This window comes from Bradyrhizobium sp. GCM10028915, assembly GCF_042666195.1.
Lineage (GTDB): Bacteria > Pseudomonadota > Alphaproteobacteria > Rhizobiales > Xanthobacteraceae > Bradyrhizobium > Bradyrhizobium canariense_D.
Map to the genome: position 1 here is coordinate 172,518 of NZ_JBHTFN010000005.1, position 14,655 is coordinate 187,172.

A 14,655-nucleotide genomic window follows, 5' to 3' on the forward strand; every position below is an offset into this window, starting at 1 on the left:
TAGCATTTTTAGGAACGGGAGTCGTCAGGCATCGAGGCGCATGGGCAGCCCGCGCCGGGACATGTGCTCCTTGGCTTCGCGGATGGTGAATTCCCCGAAATGGAAGATCGAGGCGGCCAGCACGGCGGTGGCGTGGCCGTCGCGAATACCGTCGACGAGGTGGTCGAGATTGCCGACGCCGCCCGAGGCGATCACAGGAACGGGAATGCTGTCGGCGATCGCCCGGGTCAGCGGGATGTCAAAACCCTGCCGTGTGCCGTCGCGGTCCATCGAGGTGAGCAGGATTTCACCGGCGCCGAGCGAGACCACCTCCTGGGCATATTCGACGGCATCGATGCCGGTCGAGTTGCGGCCGCCATGGGTGAAGATCTCCCAGCGCTCTCCGCCACCGGCGCGCTTGACCCGCTTTGCGTCGATCGCGACCACCACGCACTGCCCGCCGAATTTCTCGGCGGCTTCCTTGACGAACTCGCGCCGCGACACCGCGGCGCTGTTGATCGAGACCTTGTCCGCACCGGCGCGCAGCAGGGTCTTGATGTCGCTCACCTCACGCACGCCGCCGCCGACGGTGAGGGGCATGAAGCAGGCTTCCGCGGTGCGCCGGACCACGTCCAGCATGATGCCGCGATTCTCATGGGTCGCGGTGATGTCGAGAAACGTAAGTTCGTCCGCGCCGGCGGCGTCATAGGCGATCGCCGCTTCGACGGGGTCACCGGCATCGCGCAAATCGACGAAGTTGACGCCCTTGACAACGCGGCCGTCCTTGACGTCGAGGCATGGGATCACGCGCACCTTGAACATCGGAGGTCTCCTAGGCAGCGCGTGCGTTGCGGATCAGGGCGAGGGCGGACGCGGGATCGAGTCGGCCGTCATAGAGCGCGCGACCGGCGATCGCGCCGGCGAGCTTTTTCGCGCGCGGCGTCAGCATCGCCTTGACGTCCTCGATCGAGGCGAGGCCGCCGGAGGCGATCACGGGAATCGAGATCGCATCCGCCAGCGCAATGGTCGCATCGAGATTCAAGCCTTTGAGCAGGCCGTCGCGCGCGATGTCGGTGAAGATGATGGCGGCAACGCCGGCATCCTCGAAACGCCGTGCGATCTCCAGCACCGTCACCTGCGAGGTCTCGGCCCAGCCTTCGACCGCGACCTTGCCGTCACGTGCATCGAGCCCGACCGCGACGCGGCCGGGGAATTTCCTGGCGGCAGCCTTCACCAATTCGGGGTCGCGCACCGCGGCGGTGCCGATGATGACGCGGGTGATGCCCTTTTCGAGCCAGGCTTCGACAGTCGCGAGATCGCGAATGCCGCCACCGAGCTGCACCGGAATCGTGATCGTCTTCAGCATCGCCTCGACGGCCTGCGCGTTCACAGGCTTCCCGGCAAACGCGCCGTCGAGGTCGACGACGTGGAGATACTCAAAGCCCTGCGCGACGAAGCTCGCCGCCTGCGCAGCGGGATTGAGGTTGAACACGGTCGCGCGCGCCATGTCGCCCTGTTCGAGGCGCACGCATTGGCCGTTCTTGAGGTCGATCGCGGGAAAGAGAATCACGGTTTCCATCGCAAAAAATTCGAGATCAGGGCGAGGCCGAAGCGCTGGCTCTTCTCGGGGTGAAACTGCGTCCCGATCGCGGTGTCCTTGCCGACGATCGCGGTGACGGGCCCGCCGTAATCGGCGCGCGCGAGCACGTCCGCCTCGTTGGTGGCGTTGAGGTGGTAGGAGTGCACGAAATAAGCGTGCTGGCCCTTGGGGCCGAGCGGCAGCCTGTCCAGCACCGGATGCTCGCGCAGCACATCGAGCGTATTCCATCCCATGTGCGGGATCTTCAGCCTCTCGTCGTTCGGCGTGATCTTCTCGACGTCGCCGCCGATCCAGTTCAGCCCTTGCGTGATCACATGCTCCTTGCCGCGAGTGGCGAACAGCTGCATGCCGACGCAGATGCCGAACATCGGCCGCGCCTTGACGCGCACCGCTTCGGTGATCGCCTCGACCATGCCGTTGACGGCGTCGAGCCCGCGCCGGCAATCAGCGAAAGCACCGACGCCCGGCAGTACCAGACGGTCGGCGCTGTAGGCCTGGTCTGGATCGCTGGTGACGAACACCTTTTGCGGGTTGTCCATGCCGCGCGCGGCGCGCTCGAACGCCTTGGCGGCCGAATGCAGATTGCCGGAACCGTAATCGATGATGGCGACGCTCATCTTGACCCTCCCGGTTCTGGAAACAAACCAATGATGCCACCTGCCGGCATTGGCGGCGGGTTGGAGAATTGCTGACCCGGCACGTTGCGGGTCGGCGGCGGGCCACCGCGATCGACGGCCCATTGATCGTTGACGATGCCGCGCTGCTTCTGGCTCCAGCGCTCGAAGAAGCGGCGCTCGGCGGTGTCCTCGTCGTCGGAAATCACCACGTCGAGCTGCCGCCATTTACCGCGCGAGAGCGTCCAGCGGCGCAGGCTAGAGGCCTCGAATCCCATCAGCAGCGCGACGATGACGTCGGCGAAGACGATCGACGACCGGCCGACGCCAAGGCTGGACAGCCCGACGTTGAACGCGGCAACGAAGATCACCCAGCCGATCAGCGCCAGCCACAGCCGATTCCACAGCAGCCAGAGCGGTCCGAAGATCATCGCCCAAAAATGGAAGCCGTCGCGCACGAAGACGAACTTGTCGGTCGCGCGCAGATCGGCTCCTGCGGGGGAGGGAGCATGAACTGTGTAGACGGACATGGCGATGGCCCGTTCCTTAGGAATTCAGTGATACCGCAAACGGCGCGCGCCGCGGGCCGAAAGATGTCAGCCGCCGAGCGAGCCCTTGGTGGACGGGATTTCGCCCACCGCCTTCGGATCGATCGCGACGGCGGTGCGCAGCGCCCGTGCCAGACCCTTGAAGCAGGACTCGGCGATATGGTGGCTGTTATCGCCATATAGGGTCTCGACGTGAAGAGTCACGCCGGCGTTCATGGCGAAGGCCTGGAACCACTCGCGCACCAGCTCGGTGTCGAACTCGCCGATCTTGTCGCGGGGAAAGTCGACCTTGAACACCAGGACCGGGCGGCCCGAGATGTCGATGACCACGCGTGACAGCGTCTCGTCCATGGGCATGTGCACGCCGGCATAGCGAGTGATGCCCGCCATGTTGCCGAGCGCCTGCTTGACGGCCTGGCCGAGCGCGATGCCGGTGTCTTCGGTGGTATGGTGATGATCGATGTGCAAATCGCCGACCGCCTTGACCGTGAGGTCAATGCGGGAATGGCGGGCGAGGAGATCGAGCATATGGTCGAAAAAGCCGATGCCGGTCGCGATATTGGACACGCCGGAGCCATCGAGGTTCACGGTGACCTCGATGTCGGTTTCCTTGGTCTTGCGCTTGATCGTCGCGGTGCGCATCAAAACACGCTTCCATCCTAGTTCGGGCCGAAAACGCCGGTCTTTTAACAGCCAAATGACGCCTTCGCTACTGCGGCAACGGCTGGCCGGGCCTCTACTTCTGCCTATGGTGAGCGAATTGCGCCCGAAGCGGCCCGTTGTGCCCCCGCTCCCGACCGCCTAAATCAGCCCGGACAACGAGGATCATTCATGCAGGACTCCCCAAACAGCTCGCCGGGCTGGCACGGCACCACGATTTTGACGGTCCGCAAGGGCGGCAAGGTGGTGGTCGGCGGCGACGGCCAGGTCTCGATCGGCCAGACCGTGATCAAGCACAACGCCAAGAAGGTCCGGAAACTCGGCAAGGGCGACGTCATCGGCGGCTTTGCCGGCGCCACCGCCGACGCCTTCACGCTGTTCGAGCGTCTGGAAGCCAAGCTCGAGCAATATCCGGGGCAATTGACCCGGGCCGCCGTCGAACTCGCCAAGGATTGGCGCACAGACCGTTATTTGCGACGGCTGGAGGCCATGATGATCGTGGCCGACAAGGACGTTTCCCTGGTGCTGACAGGCACCGGCGACGTGTTGGAGCCCGAAGCCGGCGTAATGGCGATCGGCTCCGGCGGGAATTACGCGCTGGCGGCCGCCCGCGCCCTACTCGACACCGACAAGGACGCCGAGACCATCGTCCGCCGCTCCCTCGACATCGCCGCCGATATCTGCGTCTACACCAACCGCAATGTGACCATCGAAGCGCTGTCGGCCGGGTAGGCCATGGCCCTCGCCTACACCTTCCGCCCGATGACCGCGGCCGATCTGCCGCTGATTCGGCGATGGCTGGGCGAAGCGCATGTGCGGGAATGGTGGGGCGATCCGGACGAGCAGTTCGCGCTCGTGAGCGGCGATCTCGACGAGCCGGCAATGGACCAGTTCATCGTGTTGGCCGACGGCAAGCCGTTCGGCTATCTTCAATGCTACCGCCTGACCGCCTGGAATACGGGTCTTGGGCCGCAACCGGAGGCCACCCGTGGCATCGATCAGTTCATCGGCGAAAGCGACATGATCGCGCGCGGGCACGGTTCGGCATTCATCCGGCAATTCGCCGACGCGCAGTTGCGGCAGGGCCTGCCCCGCATCGTCACTGATCCTGATCCGCTCAACGCGCGCGCCGTGCGTGCCTATGAGAAGGCCGGCTTTGTCCGCGACCGCATGGTCGAGACGCCCGACGGGCCCGCACTCCTGATGGTGCGCGAGCCATGACGCTGGCAACCACGCATGAGAGCAAGGCCGCGTTTCCGCCGCTCGCCTGGGTCGGCATCGCGCTGCTGCTGCTAGCGATGCAGGCCTCGATCCTGCTTGCGATGGGCCGGGTGCCGATCTGCACCTGCGGCTATGTCAAGCTGTGGCATGGCGTGGTGAACAGCTCGGAGAATTCGCAGCACATCGCCGACTGGTACACCTTCTCGCACATCCTGCACGGCTTCCTGTTTTACGGGCTGACCTGGCTGCTGTTCGCGCGGCTGCCGTTCGTGTCTCTGTCCTGGCCCGCCCGCCTGATCATCGCCATTCTGATCGAAGGTGCCTGGGAGATCGTCGAGAACTCGCCCTTCATCATCGAACGCTACCGCGCCGGCACGATCTCGCTGGATTATTTCGGCGACAGCATCGTCAATTCGATCTCTGACAATTTGTCCATGATGCTGGGCTTCCTCGTAGCGCGCCTGCTGCCTGTATCAGTGACCATCCTGCTTGGGCTCGCCTTCGAAATCATGCTGGCGCTGCATATTCGCGACAATCTGACGCTCAATATCCTGATGCTGATCCATCCGATCGAGGCCGTGAAACTATGGCAATCGGGTCCGCCGATCATCTGACGGCCAAAAAAAGCGGCTTGTCCCGCCCCGCATCTGATCCTAGCTAAGGTCCCATGACAGACTTCTCCCCCCGCGAAATCGTTTCCGAACTCGACCGTTTCATCGTCGGCCAGGCCGATGCCAAGCGCGCCGTCTCGATCGCGCTGCGCAACCGCTGGCGGCGGCAGCAGCTCGAAGGCTCCTTGCGCGAAGAGGTGCTGCCGAAGAACATCCTGATGATCGGCCCGACCGGGGTCGGCAAGACCGAGATCGCGCGGCGGCTCGCCAAGCTTGCCAACGCGCCGTTCCTGAAGGTCGAGGCGACGAAATTCACCGAGGTCGGCTATGTCGGCCGCGACGTCGAGCAGATCGTGCGCGATCTCGTCGAGGTCGCGATTTCCCAGGTCCGCGAGCGCAAGCGCAAAGACGTGCAGGCACGTGCGCAGCTCGCCGCTGAGGAGCGCGTACTTGATGCCCTGGTCGGCGCCAATTCCAGCGCCGCGACGCGGGACTCCTTCCGCAAGAAGCTGCGCGCGGGCGAGCTCAACGACAAGGAAATCGAGATCGAGACGCAAGGCGGCGGCAGCGGCTTTCCGATGTTCGAGATCCCGGGCATGCCTGGCGCGCAGATGGGCGCGGTGTCGATCGGCGATATCTTCGGCAAGCTCGGCGGCCGCAGCAAGACGCGGCGGCTGACGGTGGAGAGCTCGCACGAGATCCTCATCAACGAGGAATCCGACAAGCTGCTCGACAGCGATCAGTTGACGATGGAGGCGATCAGCGCGGTCGAGAACAACGGCATCGTATTCCTGGACGAGATCGACAAGATCTGCGCCCGCGAAGGCCGCGCCGGCGGCGACGTCTCGCGCGAGGGCGTGCAGCGCGACCTGCTGCCGCTGATCGAGGGCACCACCGTCTCGACCAAGCACGGCGCGGTGAAGACCGACCACATCCTGTTCATTGCCTCAGGCGCCTTCCACGTCGCCAAACCGTCCGATTTGTTGCCGGAACTGCAGGGCCGCCTGCCGATCCGCGTCGAGCTGCAGGCGCTGACCCGCGACGACATGCGCCGCATCCTGACCGAGCCCGAGGCCTCGTTGATCAAGCAATATGTCGCTTTGATGCAGACCGAAGGCGTCACGCTCGACATCACCGACAACGCCATCGACGCGCTTGCGGACGTCGCGGTGGCCGTGAATTCCACCGTCGAGAACATCGGCGCGCGGCGGCTGCAGACCGTGATGGAGCGGGTGCTGGACGAGATCTCCTTCACCGCCCCAGATCGCAGCGGCGAGACCATCAGGGTCGACGCCGATTTCGTGCAGAAGCACGTCGGGGACCTCGCCAAGAACGCGGATTTGAGCCGGTTCATTTTGTAATTCCGGACGGTCGCGCTATGGATGCGGCGTGACCGCACGCTTCCTGCAAAACCCCTGGCGCCTGCTGCTCGCGATCAACGCGGCAATCATCGTTGGCGTCTTCGTTCACAAGATCCAGCTGCCGCCTTACGTCCCCTACATCCACCTCCTCGTCGATTACCATTTTGGCTTCATCAAGCGCGCGCTGATCGGGACGATCGTCGCGCTGTTCACCGACAAGGTGCCGCTATGGCTGGTGTTCGCGCTCGGCGGCGCTACATGGCTGGTGACGCTCGGGCTGTACGCAAGACTATTCCAGACAACGTTCGGCTTCACCGCGAAGACATTGCCGACGTTCGTCTTCATCGCGGGCTCGCCGTTCTTCCTCAAGAACTTCATGCACACGCTCGGCCATTTCGACATCTATGGCTGCGCGCTGGCGATCGTCCTGCTGCTGGTGCCGGCCGGCTCGCTGCTGTTCGTGGCGCTGGCTGCGCTGTTCTCGATCGTTCTCGTCCTGATCCACCACATCCATCTCTTGATGTATGTGCCGACCATCATCACCATCGTCGTGATCAGGCATTATCTAGCGCATGGCTGCGATCGCACCAATGTCGCGTTCGGCATCATGGCCCTGCTGGCCGTCTCCGCGCTGTTCTTCGCCGCGCAGTTTTGGGGAACGATGCCGGTCCCGGAGGCGGATTTCGTCGCCGATCTGAAGAGCCGGATGGCCGATCCGTCGCGGACCGACCTGCTGCAGTTTGCCTACATCTGGTATCAGCCGTTGGCGAAGGAGATTTCCGACACCTGGGGCCGCCTGCCGCACAACATCCTCGGCGTGCCCGTGTTCGCGCTGCTGATCTGGCTGCACACACCGCTGTGGCGCTATTTTGCGAATTTGATCGGCGCGCTCGCAAGCGACACGCATCGCCGCCTCGTCATTGCGGCGCTGATCGGCCTCAGCCTCGCCTGTGTCGTGATGTTCGTGATGGTATTCGACTATTCGCGCTGGATCTCGAACTGGGCAGTCTGCATGTTCCTGATCCTGCACGCGGTGAAGATGCTGCCCGCCGCACGCGAGACGCCGCTGATTTCGGCGGAAGATCAGACGACAAATATCTTCGGCCTGATTGTCACATTGATCCCGCGCGTCGGAATCGTGCGGCCGTTCTAGTATCTCGCCCGCCTGATCCGCACGTAGAGCGCGCCCTCGCCGCCATGGCCGATACCGGCCTCTTCGAACCCGACGACGAAGGCCCGGAATTCCGGCAGGCTCAGCCATTCCGGCACCTGACGGCGCAGCACGCCGCTTTCGCCGCCGCTTCGGCCCTTGCCGGTGATGACCAGCACGAAGGTCAGGCCGTCATGATGGGCGCGGTGCAGGAAGCCGCTCAGCGCGCGGTGGGCACGCATCTGGGTCATGCCGTGCAGATCGAGCCGCGCCTCGATCTCGCTGCGCCCGCGCGACAGCTTTGTGCGCTCGCGCTTGCCGAGCGGCGCCAGCGGCGGCACCGCCGGCTTCGCTGCGCGCGGTGCCGGGGCAGCGGCAATCGGACGTGGCGACGGCGCAAGCCGGGGGGCGGGCGCTGCAGGCGAAGACTCGGTGCGTGGTGCAGCTTGCGCCTTCGCCGCACGATGCTTTCTCAGTGGCTTGACCTGCTTTGCGACCGTATCCCACAGCGCGCGCTCTTCCTCACTCAGCGCGCGACGGCGCGGCGAGGGACGAGGCTCCAGCACGGGCGGACGGGACGATCGCTTCATTGTTGCCGATGGGAGCGATTTTTCACCGGCCGCCGCGGCTCCTGAACTGGCTCGATCACGGGACGCGGCACCGGCAGCGGGATTGGACCGGCGACAGCGACCGTCTCGCTCTTGCTTTGCAGCTCGGCAGGCGGCTTGTCCTTCGCAGGCTCCGTTTGCGGAAACAGCTTTGCGATCTTCTCCGAGGGCCGCGGGTCCGGCACCGGGAGCCGCGCGCCGCGCGTTGTGGGATCGAGGCTCTTCGGCACCAGCATCACGAAATGCATGGCATGGCGCAGCCGCCCGGAGACCCGGCCTGCCTCCTGACCCGCGCCGAAATAGAGATCGGCGCGCGCCGGACCGATGATGGCCGAGCCCGTGTCCTGCGCGATCATCAAGCGATGGAACGGCGTCTTCGCGCGTTCGGAATCGATCGGCAGCTCGCCTTCGATGAAAAACGGGGTGCCGTAGACGTGGAGCGATTTGTCGACCGCGATCGAGCGGCCGGCCGTCAACGGAATGCCTTGCGCGCCGACCGCCTCCTCCTTGTCGGATAGATTGACCTCGCGAAAGAAGATGTAGGAGCGGTTCTGGCGGCGCAGCTCCTTGGCACCGTCAGGGGTCTGCGCCATCCACTCCCTGATCTTCTGCATCGACATCTCTTCCTTTGGAATGATGCCGCGCTCGATCAGGATGCGACCGACCGCCGTATAGGGATAGCCGTTATAGGCGTCGTAGTTGAGCCGGACCGTGCCGCCGTCGTCGAACTTGATCCGCGCCGAACCCTGGATCTGGGCGAACAGCAGATCGGTCGGGTCCTTCAGCCAGGCAATCTCGAGTCCGCGGCCGGCGATCTTGCCGTCCTCGATCTCGGCGCGGTCGTAATAAGGCACGAGCTTGCGGCGGCCGATCTTGCGATAGACCGGGCCCTTGTTGGGCAGGCTGACCGAATCCTGCTTGTAACCGCGCACAAAGAGATTCGAGGGGCGGCGATAGACCGGGACATTGTAGACGTCGGTCTGCGTGCGCGATCCCTCCAGCACCGGTTCGTAATAGCCGGTGACGAAACCATCGGGCTCGCCGAGGCGCGAGATCCGCAGCGGCGCAAAATTCTCCTCGAAGAAGGTTTTGGCCCGAGCGTCGTCGGTAAGCTCGAGCGATTTGGCGACCCGGCAGGGTTCGCCCAGCGAGGCGCCCAAAGCCTTCGGTTCGGGAGCGCCGGTCTGCGCGTTGATCGGACGGCAGCTCGCGCGAAAGGTCTTGTAGGCGGCGAGATGATTGTCGTCGCCCCAGCCCTTCACGTCGGCCCAGGCCAGCGGCAGATATTGGGCGCCGGGAATTTCGAGCGGCAGGGGAAGCTGCGGATATGGCAAGGCGCGCGGCGGCGCGGCAGGCAATTCCGGGAGATGATGGTGATGGCTGCGATAGTGGCGCCGCGCCGCCTCAGCGCCGAGTGAAAACGACGACAGCGCGACGGCACCTGCGCAAAGCGCCGTCGCGCTGGTCTTCAGGAAAACCTTAATTCGCGCTTCCGGTGCCAACCAGCTTCCAGTTCGGATCGCGAGAAGTGATGTCGCGGGCGAAAGTCCAGATGTCGGTGATGTCGGCGACCGTGTCGGCGCTTCCGTCGACGATGTTGCCGGCCTTGTCCCGGGTGGCCGAGATCATCTGCGAGACGAAGCGGATCGTGAGCTGGGCGGTGCGGTCGCGCAGTTCGGCGCCGACGAGCTCGGCCTTGTCGATCGAGACAAAACGCGTCTCGGTCTTCTGCTCGTTCTTCTCGCGCTCCTTGATCGCGGCATCGAAGCTTTCATAGACCTCCGACGACAGCAGGTCGCGCAGCGCGCGGCGGTCGCCATTGGCAAAGGCCAGCACGATCATCTCATAGGCGCCGCGGGCGCCGGAGATGAAATGCCGCGGATCGAAGGTGGAATCCTTTTCGACGATGGCGTCGAGACCCTGGGCGAGCACGGTGCCCGGCTCGGTCAGGCCCTTCCAACGGTCGGAGGGCGGGGTCGGCTCGGCCGTCGGCGCCAAGGGAGCCTGGTCGATGACCTTGCCCGGCATGGTGACGACGTTCTTGTCCTGGGCGCCCTGGAGCGCGTTGCGGTCGAACGGCGGCCGCTCGTTGCCCGTGCGCTGCCCCAGCACGCTGCGCAGCCTCAGAAAGATGAAGACCGCCAGCGCCAGGAAGATGATGGTGTAGATGTCCACGTCGTATTCGCTTTCTGGTCGTCTGTAGAAGGGGCCGTCTCGAAAGGATCGTGCCGGGAAAATCGATCCGGCCAGTAGACCGTTCCATACCGGAACGGCAAGTCTACATCACCATTTTGGGTCCGCGCGTCAGGTCCGTGGGATGTAGGCACGAAATCTTGCCCGGCCAATGGCGCCTTTTGGCACAGCACCGAGTGTAGCGCGTTTTATGCTTAAGGGGAAACCCGATCCTGCCCGGAAATCGCGCATCTTCAATCGTTTAAGGCGCAGTTGCGCGGGATCGCCGGGGTGAACGCCACAGTTGTGGGCGTGGCCGGAATTCCCCATCCGGGACCGTTCGTCCTTGTGGAACGAGGTAGCCCTATGTTAGCCAACCGCCGCGAAATTCAGCCCAATCGGGTAAGGAGACACTCTTATGACCAACGGTAACGGCACCCCTCCCGAGGCGGCCCAGGCTCCCCAGCTCAACGTCCTGGCGCAATATACCAAGGACCTCTCGTTCGAAAATCCGAATGCGCCCAGCTCGCTCCAGCAGCAGAGCCAGCCGCCCCAGATCAACATCCAGATCAATGTCAGCGCCAACAATCTCAGCGAACAGGAGTTCGAGGTGACGCTGTCGGTCGAGGGCAAGGCCGAGACCGCCGGCAAGATCATGTTCTCGTTCGAGCTCGCTTATGCCGGCGTCTTCCGCATCTCCAACGTGCCGAAGGACAATTTGCATCCGCTGGTCATGATCGAATGCCCGCGCCTGCTGTTCCCGTTTGCCCGTGAGATCATCGCCACTGCCGTGCGCGACGGCGGGTTCCCGCCTTTGATGCTGGATCCGGTCGACTTCGTCGGCCTCTATCGCCAGAACATGGAGCGGCAAATGGCCGCTCAGCCGAGCGGCCAGGCTTAACCAGCCAAAGGGGCGGCTGGAACGGGCAAGAACTCGTTCCAGATCGCCTTGTCGCCGAGCGTTGCGATGAAGGCCCGGTGAGCCTCGCGCTCGGCGTCCGAAATGCGCGGGGTGAGCGGCGCCGGCCGTTGCCGCCGAGGCGCATCGGCAGCCCCATTGGCGCGAGTCTCTTCGGATTCCGAAGCAAGCAGCAGCTGCGACTGCCGCGCCCCGACCAGATCCACATAGACTTCCGCAAGCAGCTCGGCGTCGAGCAATGCGCCGTGCTTGGTGCGGCGTGAATTGTCGATCGCATAGCGTGAGCAGAGATCGTCGAGCCGGTTCGACACGCCGGGATGCTTGCGCCGAGCCAGCAGCAGCGTATCGACCAGCCGCTCGCGCGGGATCGCCGGGCGCTTGATCCGGTCGAGCTCGGCATTGATGAAGCTGATGTCGAACGAGGCATTGTGGATCACCAGCGGCGCGTCGCCGATGAACTCCAGAAAACCGTCGACGACCTCGTGAAACAGCTGCTTCGTCGCCAGGAATTCGGCCGACAGCCCGTGCACCGCAAAGGCTTCTGCCGGCATGTCCCTTTCGGGATTGATGTAGACGTGGAAACTCTGCCCCGTCGGCATGCGATTGAGCATCTCGACGCAGCCGATTTCGACCAGGCGATCTCCCCGCAACGGGTCAAGGCCGGTGGTTTCTGTGTCGAGAACGATTTCGCGCATGATCTGGGAAGCCGTGTCAGGCGGCGAATCAGGCGCGCCGCTGCGGCATCTTAACGACGTTGGCGAGGATGTGCGCGATTTGGGCGCGCACCGGTTCGAGTCCGTGGGATGTATCCACCACGAAATCGGCACGCCTGCGCTTTTCCGCATCGGGTGTCTGCTTGGCGATGATGGCGTCGAGCTTGGCCTCGTCCATCGTGCCGCGCGCCAGCACCCGCTCGCGCTGCAGTTCCGGAGACGTGGTGACGACGACTACGGCATCGACCCGCGTCTCGCCACCCGTCTCGAACAGCAGCGGTATGTCCAGCACCACGACCGGCGCGTTGGCGGCTTCGGCGTCGGCGAAGAACTTTTTCCGGGAAGCGCCGAGCATCGGATGGACGATCTGCTCGAGCTGCTTGATGGCCGCAGGATCGTGCACCACACGCGCCGAGAGTTTTGGCCGATCAACCTTGCCGTTCGCGGTAGTGCCGGGGAAGGCGGCCTCGATCGCGGGTGCGGCCTCGCCCTCATAGAGCTGATGGACGGCCGCATCGGCATCGTAGACAGGCACGCCAGCCTCCGCGAATAATTTCGCGGTGGTGGATTTGCCCATCCCGATCGAGCCGGTCAGTCCCAGGATCCGCATCAGCGCCCAACCATATCTGCCAGTCACACCGCAACTAGCCGCTCGCGCCGCAGGAACGCAAGCAGCGGCAGCAGCGGCAAGCCGAGAATGGTGAAGTGGTCGCCCTCGATACGCTCGAACAAATGGATCCCCAGGCTTTCGAGCTGATAGCCGCCGACGCTGGTGCTGACGGCGCCGCCGGCGATGTCGAGATAGGCCGAAAGCTCGGCCTCGGTCATCTGCCGCATCGTGAGGCAGGCAACCGAGACGTCCTCGAAGATGATCTCGCCATCGCGTGCGATCGCCACGGCGGAATTCAGCTCATGGCTATGGCCGGAGAGATCGCGCAGCTGCGCCAGCGCCTGGGCGCGGCCCGCAGGCTTGTTGAAGAGGCGATCGCCAAGCGCCAGCGTTTGATCAGCACCAATGACGGTGCTTCCAGCGTGATGGGCCGAGACTGCCTTGGCTTTTTCGCGCGCCAGCAGCAGGGCAATCTCGCGCGGACCAGAAAGCCCGGAGGCAGCCTGGATGCCGCGCTCGTCGATATCAGCCGTGATCGCCTTGAACTCGAGCCCGGCATTCGCCAGGAGCATCTTTCTCGCGCTGCTCTGCGAGGCCAGGATCAACGAAGATTTGCCGAGCCACAGACCCATCGCGAAACTATCCCAAAGCTATTCAGAAGGCCGGTTACGCTGACGATCGCTGTAAAGTTTCATGATCGCCGCGGCGGTTTCCTCGATCGAGCGCCGCGTGACGTCGAGCAGCGGCCAATCGTGCTTGGCGCTCAGCTTGCGGGCAAATGCGACCTCCTCGGCGACCGATTGCTTGTCGGTATAAGTGTCGCTGCTGGAATCGGCCCCCATGGAGAGCAGGCGGTTCGTGCGCACCTGGATCAATCGTTCCGGCGTCGCATGCAAGCTCACCACCAGCGGTCGCGTCAACGTCTCCAGTTGCGAGGGCACCGGAATGCCTGGAACCAGCGGCACGTTGGCAGTGCGGATGCCTCGGTTGGCAAGGTAGATCGACGTCGGGGTCTTGGAGGTGCGGGAAACGCCGACGAGCACCACGTCCGCGTCGTCGAGCCCTTCGACATGCTGGCCGTCATCGTGGATCATCGTGTAGTTCAACGCGTCGATACGCTTGAAGTATTCGGCATTGAGCACGTGCTGGGCGCCGACCCGGCCGGTCGTGGCAGCTCCGAGATAGGCCTCGAACAACTGCATCACCGGCCCGATGATCGACAGGCTCGGAACATTGATCCCCTTGCACTTATCCTCGAGCCTCGAAACCAGATCCTTCTCGAGCAGCGTGAACAGCACGATTCCCGGCGCTTCCTCGATCTCGTCGAGCACGCGATCGAGCTGTTTCTGGCTGCGCACCAGCGGATAGACGTGCTCGACCGGGGTCACGTTGGCGTACTGGGCGGCAACGGCGCGCGCGACCGTGATCAGCGTCTCACCGGTGGAGTCGGAGACGAGGTGCAGATGGAAATAATTGTTCGAAGTCGGCACAAAAGCCCTTTGTATGGAGTCGGTGTGGTTTGTGGATTTCTGTGGAGCTTAACCTCCCGGAAAGGGATGTGCGACACCGGGGGCGGGACAAGTGCCAATTTTCTTCACACCGCTGCCCCTGAGAACAACTTCGACGCCCTCCCGAAAGGGAAATGGGATTGCGTCGATAACCCTCTTGATAAGCTGCCGACAGAAACGCGCAAGCCTTTGAAGCTTACCGACTTATCGAAAGCGGCCGGAGCTGTCAGAGGATATGTTGATGGATGTGAACAAGCGCGTGTGAACGGGCGGACGGAAATGTGTGAGTCCAATTCACCGTCACATAGACTCAAACCTTAAGAATCTAAGATTCTTATTGGAGAAGCGCGCTACGGACGGATATGTGTGCAGGCAAGACCT

General features: G+C 63.7%; 18 protein-coding genes. 6 read left to right on the forward strand and 12 right to left on the reverse strand.

The genetic code is table 11. From position 1 onward, the window contains the following. Nucleotides 1-24: 24 nt before the first annotated feature. From hisF to hisB, 5 genes are all read right to left on the reverse strand, one after another. The gene (gene hisF / locus ACFQX9_RS04400; RefSeq protein WP_085349252.1) at nucleotides 25-801 is read right to left on the reverse strand and encodes an imidazole glycerol phosphate synthase subunit HisF; all 777 of its coding nucleotides are present in this window, start codon (nucleotides 799-801) and stop codon (nucleotides 25-27) included. Nucleotides 802-811: 10 nt separating this feature from the next. Then, complete coding sequence (hisA, locus tag ACFQX9_RS04405; RefSeq protein ID WP_377786762.1) at nucleotides 812-1,558, reverse strand: 1-(5-phosphoribosyl)-5-[(5-phosphoribosylamino)methylideneamino]imidazole-4-carboxamide isomerase; 747 nt, start codon at nucleotides 1,556-1,558, stop codon at nucleotides 812-814. Continuing rightward, entirely contained in the window at nucleotides 1,546-2,196 is a 651-nt protein-coding gene (hisH, locus tag ACFQX9_RS04410; protein WP_018459628.1) for an imidazole glycerol phosphate synthase subunit HisH, read from the reverse strand. The genes hisA and hisH overlap by 13 nt, the downstream gene beginning before the upstream one ends. Next, complete coding sequence (locus ACFQX9_RS04415) at nucleotides 2,193-2,723, reverse strand: DUF2628 domain-containing protein (protein WP_377786764.1); 531 nt, start codon at nucleotides 2,721-2,723, stop codon at nucleotides 2,193-2,195. The genes hisH and ACFQX9_RS04415 overlap by 4 nt, the downstream gene beginning before the upstream one ends. Before the next feature lie 66 nt (nucleotides 2,724-2,789). Next, the gene (hisB, locus tag ACFQX9_RS04420; RefSeq protein ID WP_007604059.1) at nucleotides 2,790-3,383 is read right to left on the reverse strand and encodes an imidazoleglycerol-phosphate dehydratase HisB; all 594 of its coding nucleotides are present in this window, start codon (nucleotides 3,381-3,383) and stop codon (nucleotides 2,790-2,792) included. A 189-nt stretch (nucleotides 3,384-3,572) separates the two neighbouring features. Here hisB and hslV point away from each other — a divergent pair, with 189 nt between their 5' ends. Genes hslV through ACFQX9_RS04445 form a run of 5 tightly spaced genes read left to right on the forward strand, consistent with a single transcriptional unit; the run spans nucleotide 3,573 to nucleotide 7,747 of the window. After that, a complete protein-coding gene (gene hslV, locus ACFQX9_RS04425) occupies nucleotides 3,573-4,133 on the forward strand; it encodes an ATP-dependent protease subunit HslV (RefSeq protein ID WP_377786766.1) in 561 nt (186 codons plus the stop codon). A 3-nt stretch (nucleotides 4,134-4,136) separates the two neighbouring features. Next, nucleotides 4,137-4,622: a GNAT family N-acetyltransferase gene (locus ACFQX9_RS04430; protein ID WP_377786768.1), complete on the forward strand. Its 486-nt coding sequence runs from the start codon at nucleotides 4,137-4,139 to the stop codon at nucleotides 4,620-4,622. Further along, on the forward strand, nucleotides 4,619-5,236 hold the full coding sequence (locus ACFQX9_RS04435; protein WP_018459632.1) for a DUF2585 domain-containing protein: 618 nt from the start codon (nucleotides 4,619-4,621) through the stop codon (nucleotides 5,234-5,236). Before ACFQX9_RS04430 ends, ACFQX9_RS04435 begins: the two co-directional genes overlap by 4 nt. 53 nt (nucleotides 5,237-5,289) lie before the next feature. After that, nucleotides 5,290-6,594 (forward strand): ATP-dependent protease ATPase subunit HslU, encoded by a 1,305-nt coding sequence (gene hslU, locus ACFQX9_RS04440; protein WP_085359567.1) that lies wholly within the window; start codon nucleotides 5,290-5,292, stop codon nucleotides 6,592-6,594. A gap of 28 nt (nucleotides 6,595-6,622) precedes the next feature. Next, nucleotides 6,623-7,747 (forward strand): hypothetical protein, encoded by a 1,125-nt coding sequence (locus ACFQX9_RS04445; RefSeq protein WP_377786771.1) that lies wholly within the window; start codon nucleotides 6,623-6,625, stop codon nucleotides 7,745-7,747. On the opposite strand, the gene ACFQX9_RS04450 is transcribed toward ACFQX9_RS04445, so the two are convergent. The 3 genes from ACFQX9_RS04450 to ACFQX9_RS04460 are packed head-to-tail and all read right to left on the reverse strand — an operon-like array spanning nucleotide 7,744 to nucleotide 10,527. Further along, nucleotides 7,744-8,334: a Smr/MutS family protein gene (locus ACFQX9_RS04450; protein WP_085349246.1), complete on the reverse strand. Its 591-nt coding sequence runs from the start codon at nucleotides 8,332-8,334 to the stop codon at nucleotides 7,744-7,746. The genes ACFQX9_RS04445 and ACFQX9_RS04450 overlap by 4 nt on opposite strands. Continuing rightward, entirely contained in the window at nucleotides 8,331-9,854 is a 1,524-nt protein-coding gene (locus ACFQX9_RS04455; protein WP_377786773.1) for a murein transglycosylase A, read from the reverse strand. The genes ACFQX9_RS04450 and ACFQX9_RS04455 overlap by 4 nt, the downstream gene beginning before the upstream one ends. Continuing rightward, the gene (locus ACFQX9_RS04460) at nucleotides 9,832-10,527 is read right to left on the reverse strand and encodes a Tim44/TimA family putative adaptor protein (RefSeq protein WP_007604067.1); all 696 of its coding nucleotides are present in this window, start codon (nucleotides 10,525-10,527) and stop codon (nucleotides 9,832-9,834) included. Before ACFQX9_RS04460 ends, ACFQX9_RS04455 begins: the two co-directional genes overlap by 23 nt. Nucleotides 10,528-10,942: 415 nt before the next feature. Between ACFQX9_RS04460 and secB the strand changes: the two genes are divergently transcribed. Further along, a complete protein-coding gene (gene secB, locus ACFQX9_RS04465) occupies nucleotides 10,943-11,425 on the forward strand; it encodes a protein-export chaperone SecB (RefSeq protein WP_007598595.1) in 483 nt (160 codons plus the stop codon). Here the strand turns inward: secB and dnaQ are convergent. The 4 genes from dnaQ to ACFQX9_RS04485 are packed head-to-tail and all read right to left on the reverse strand — an operon-like array spanning nucleotide 11,422 to nucleotide 14,256. After that, nucleotides 11,422-12,138 carry a DNA polymerase III subunit epsilon gene (gene dnaQ, locus ACFQX9_RS04470; RefSeq protein ID WP_377786776.1) on the reverse strand — a complete coding sequence of 239 codons (717 nt, stop codon included), beginning with the start codon at nucleotides 12,136-12,138 and terminating at the stop codon, nucleotides 11,422-11,424. The genes secB and dnaQ overlap by 4 nt on opposite strands. A gap of 28 nt (nucleotides 12,139-12,166) precedes the next feature. Next, nucleotides 12,167-12,766 carry a dephospho-CoA kinase gene (gene coaE, locus ACFQX9_RS04475; protein ID WP_377786778.1) on the reverse strand — a complete coding sequence of 200 codons (600 nt, stop codon included), beginning with the start codon at nucleotides 12,764-12,766 and terminating at the stop codon, nucleotides 12,167-12,169. A gap of 23 nt (nucleotides 12,767-12,789) precedes the next feature. Next, on the reverse strand, nucleotides 12,790-13,398 hold the full coding sequence (locus ACFQX9_RS04480) for a Maf family protein (protein ID WP_377786780.1): 609 nt from the start codon (nucleotides 13,396-13,398) through the stop codon (nucleotides 12,790-12,792). 18 nt (nucleotides 13,399-13,416) lie between these two features. Continuing rightward, nucleotides 13,417-14,256, reverse strand: coding sequence for a pyruvate, water dikinase regulatory protein (locus ACFQX9_RS04485; protein ID WP_018459640.1), 840 nt, complete (start codon nucleotides 14,254-14,256; stop codon nucleotides 13,417-13,419). Between the last annotated feature and the right edge of the window lie 399 nt (nucleotides 14,257-14,655).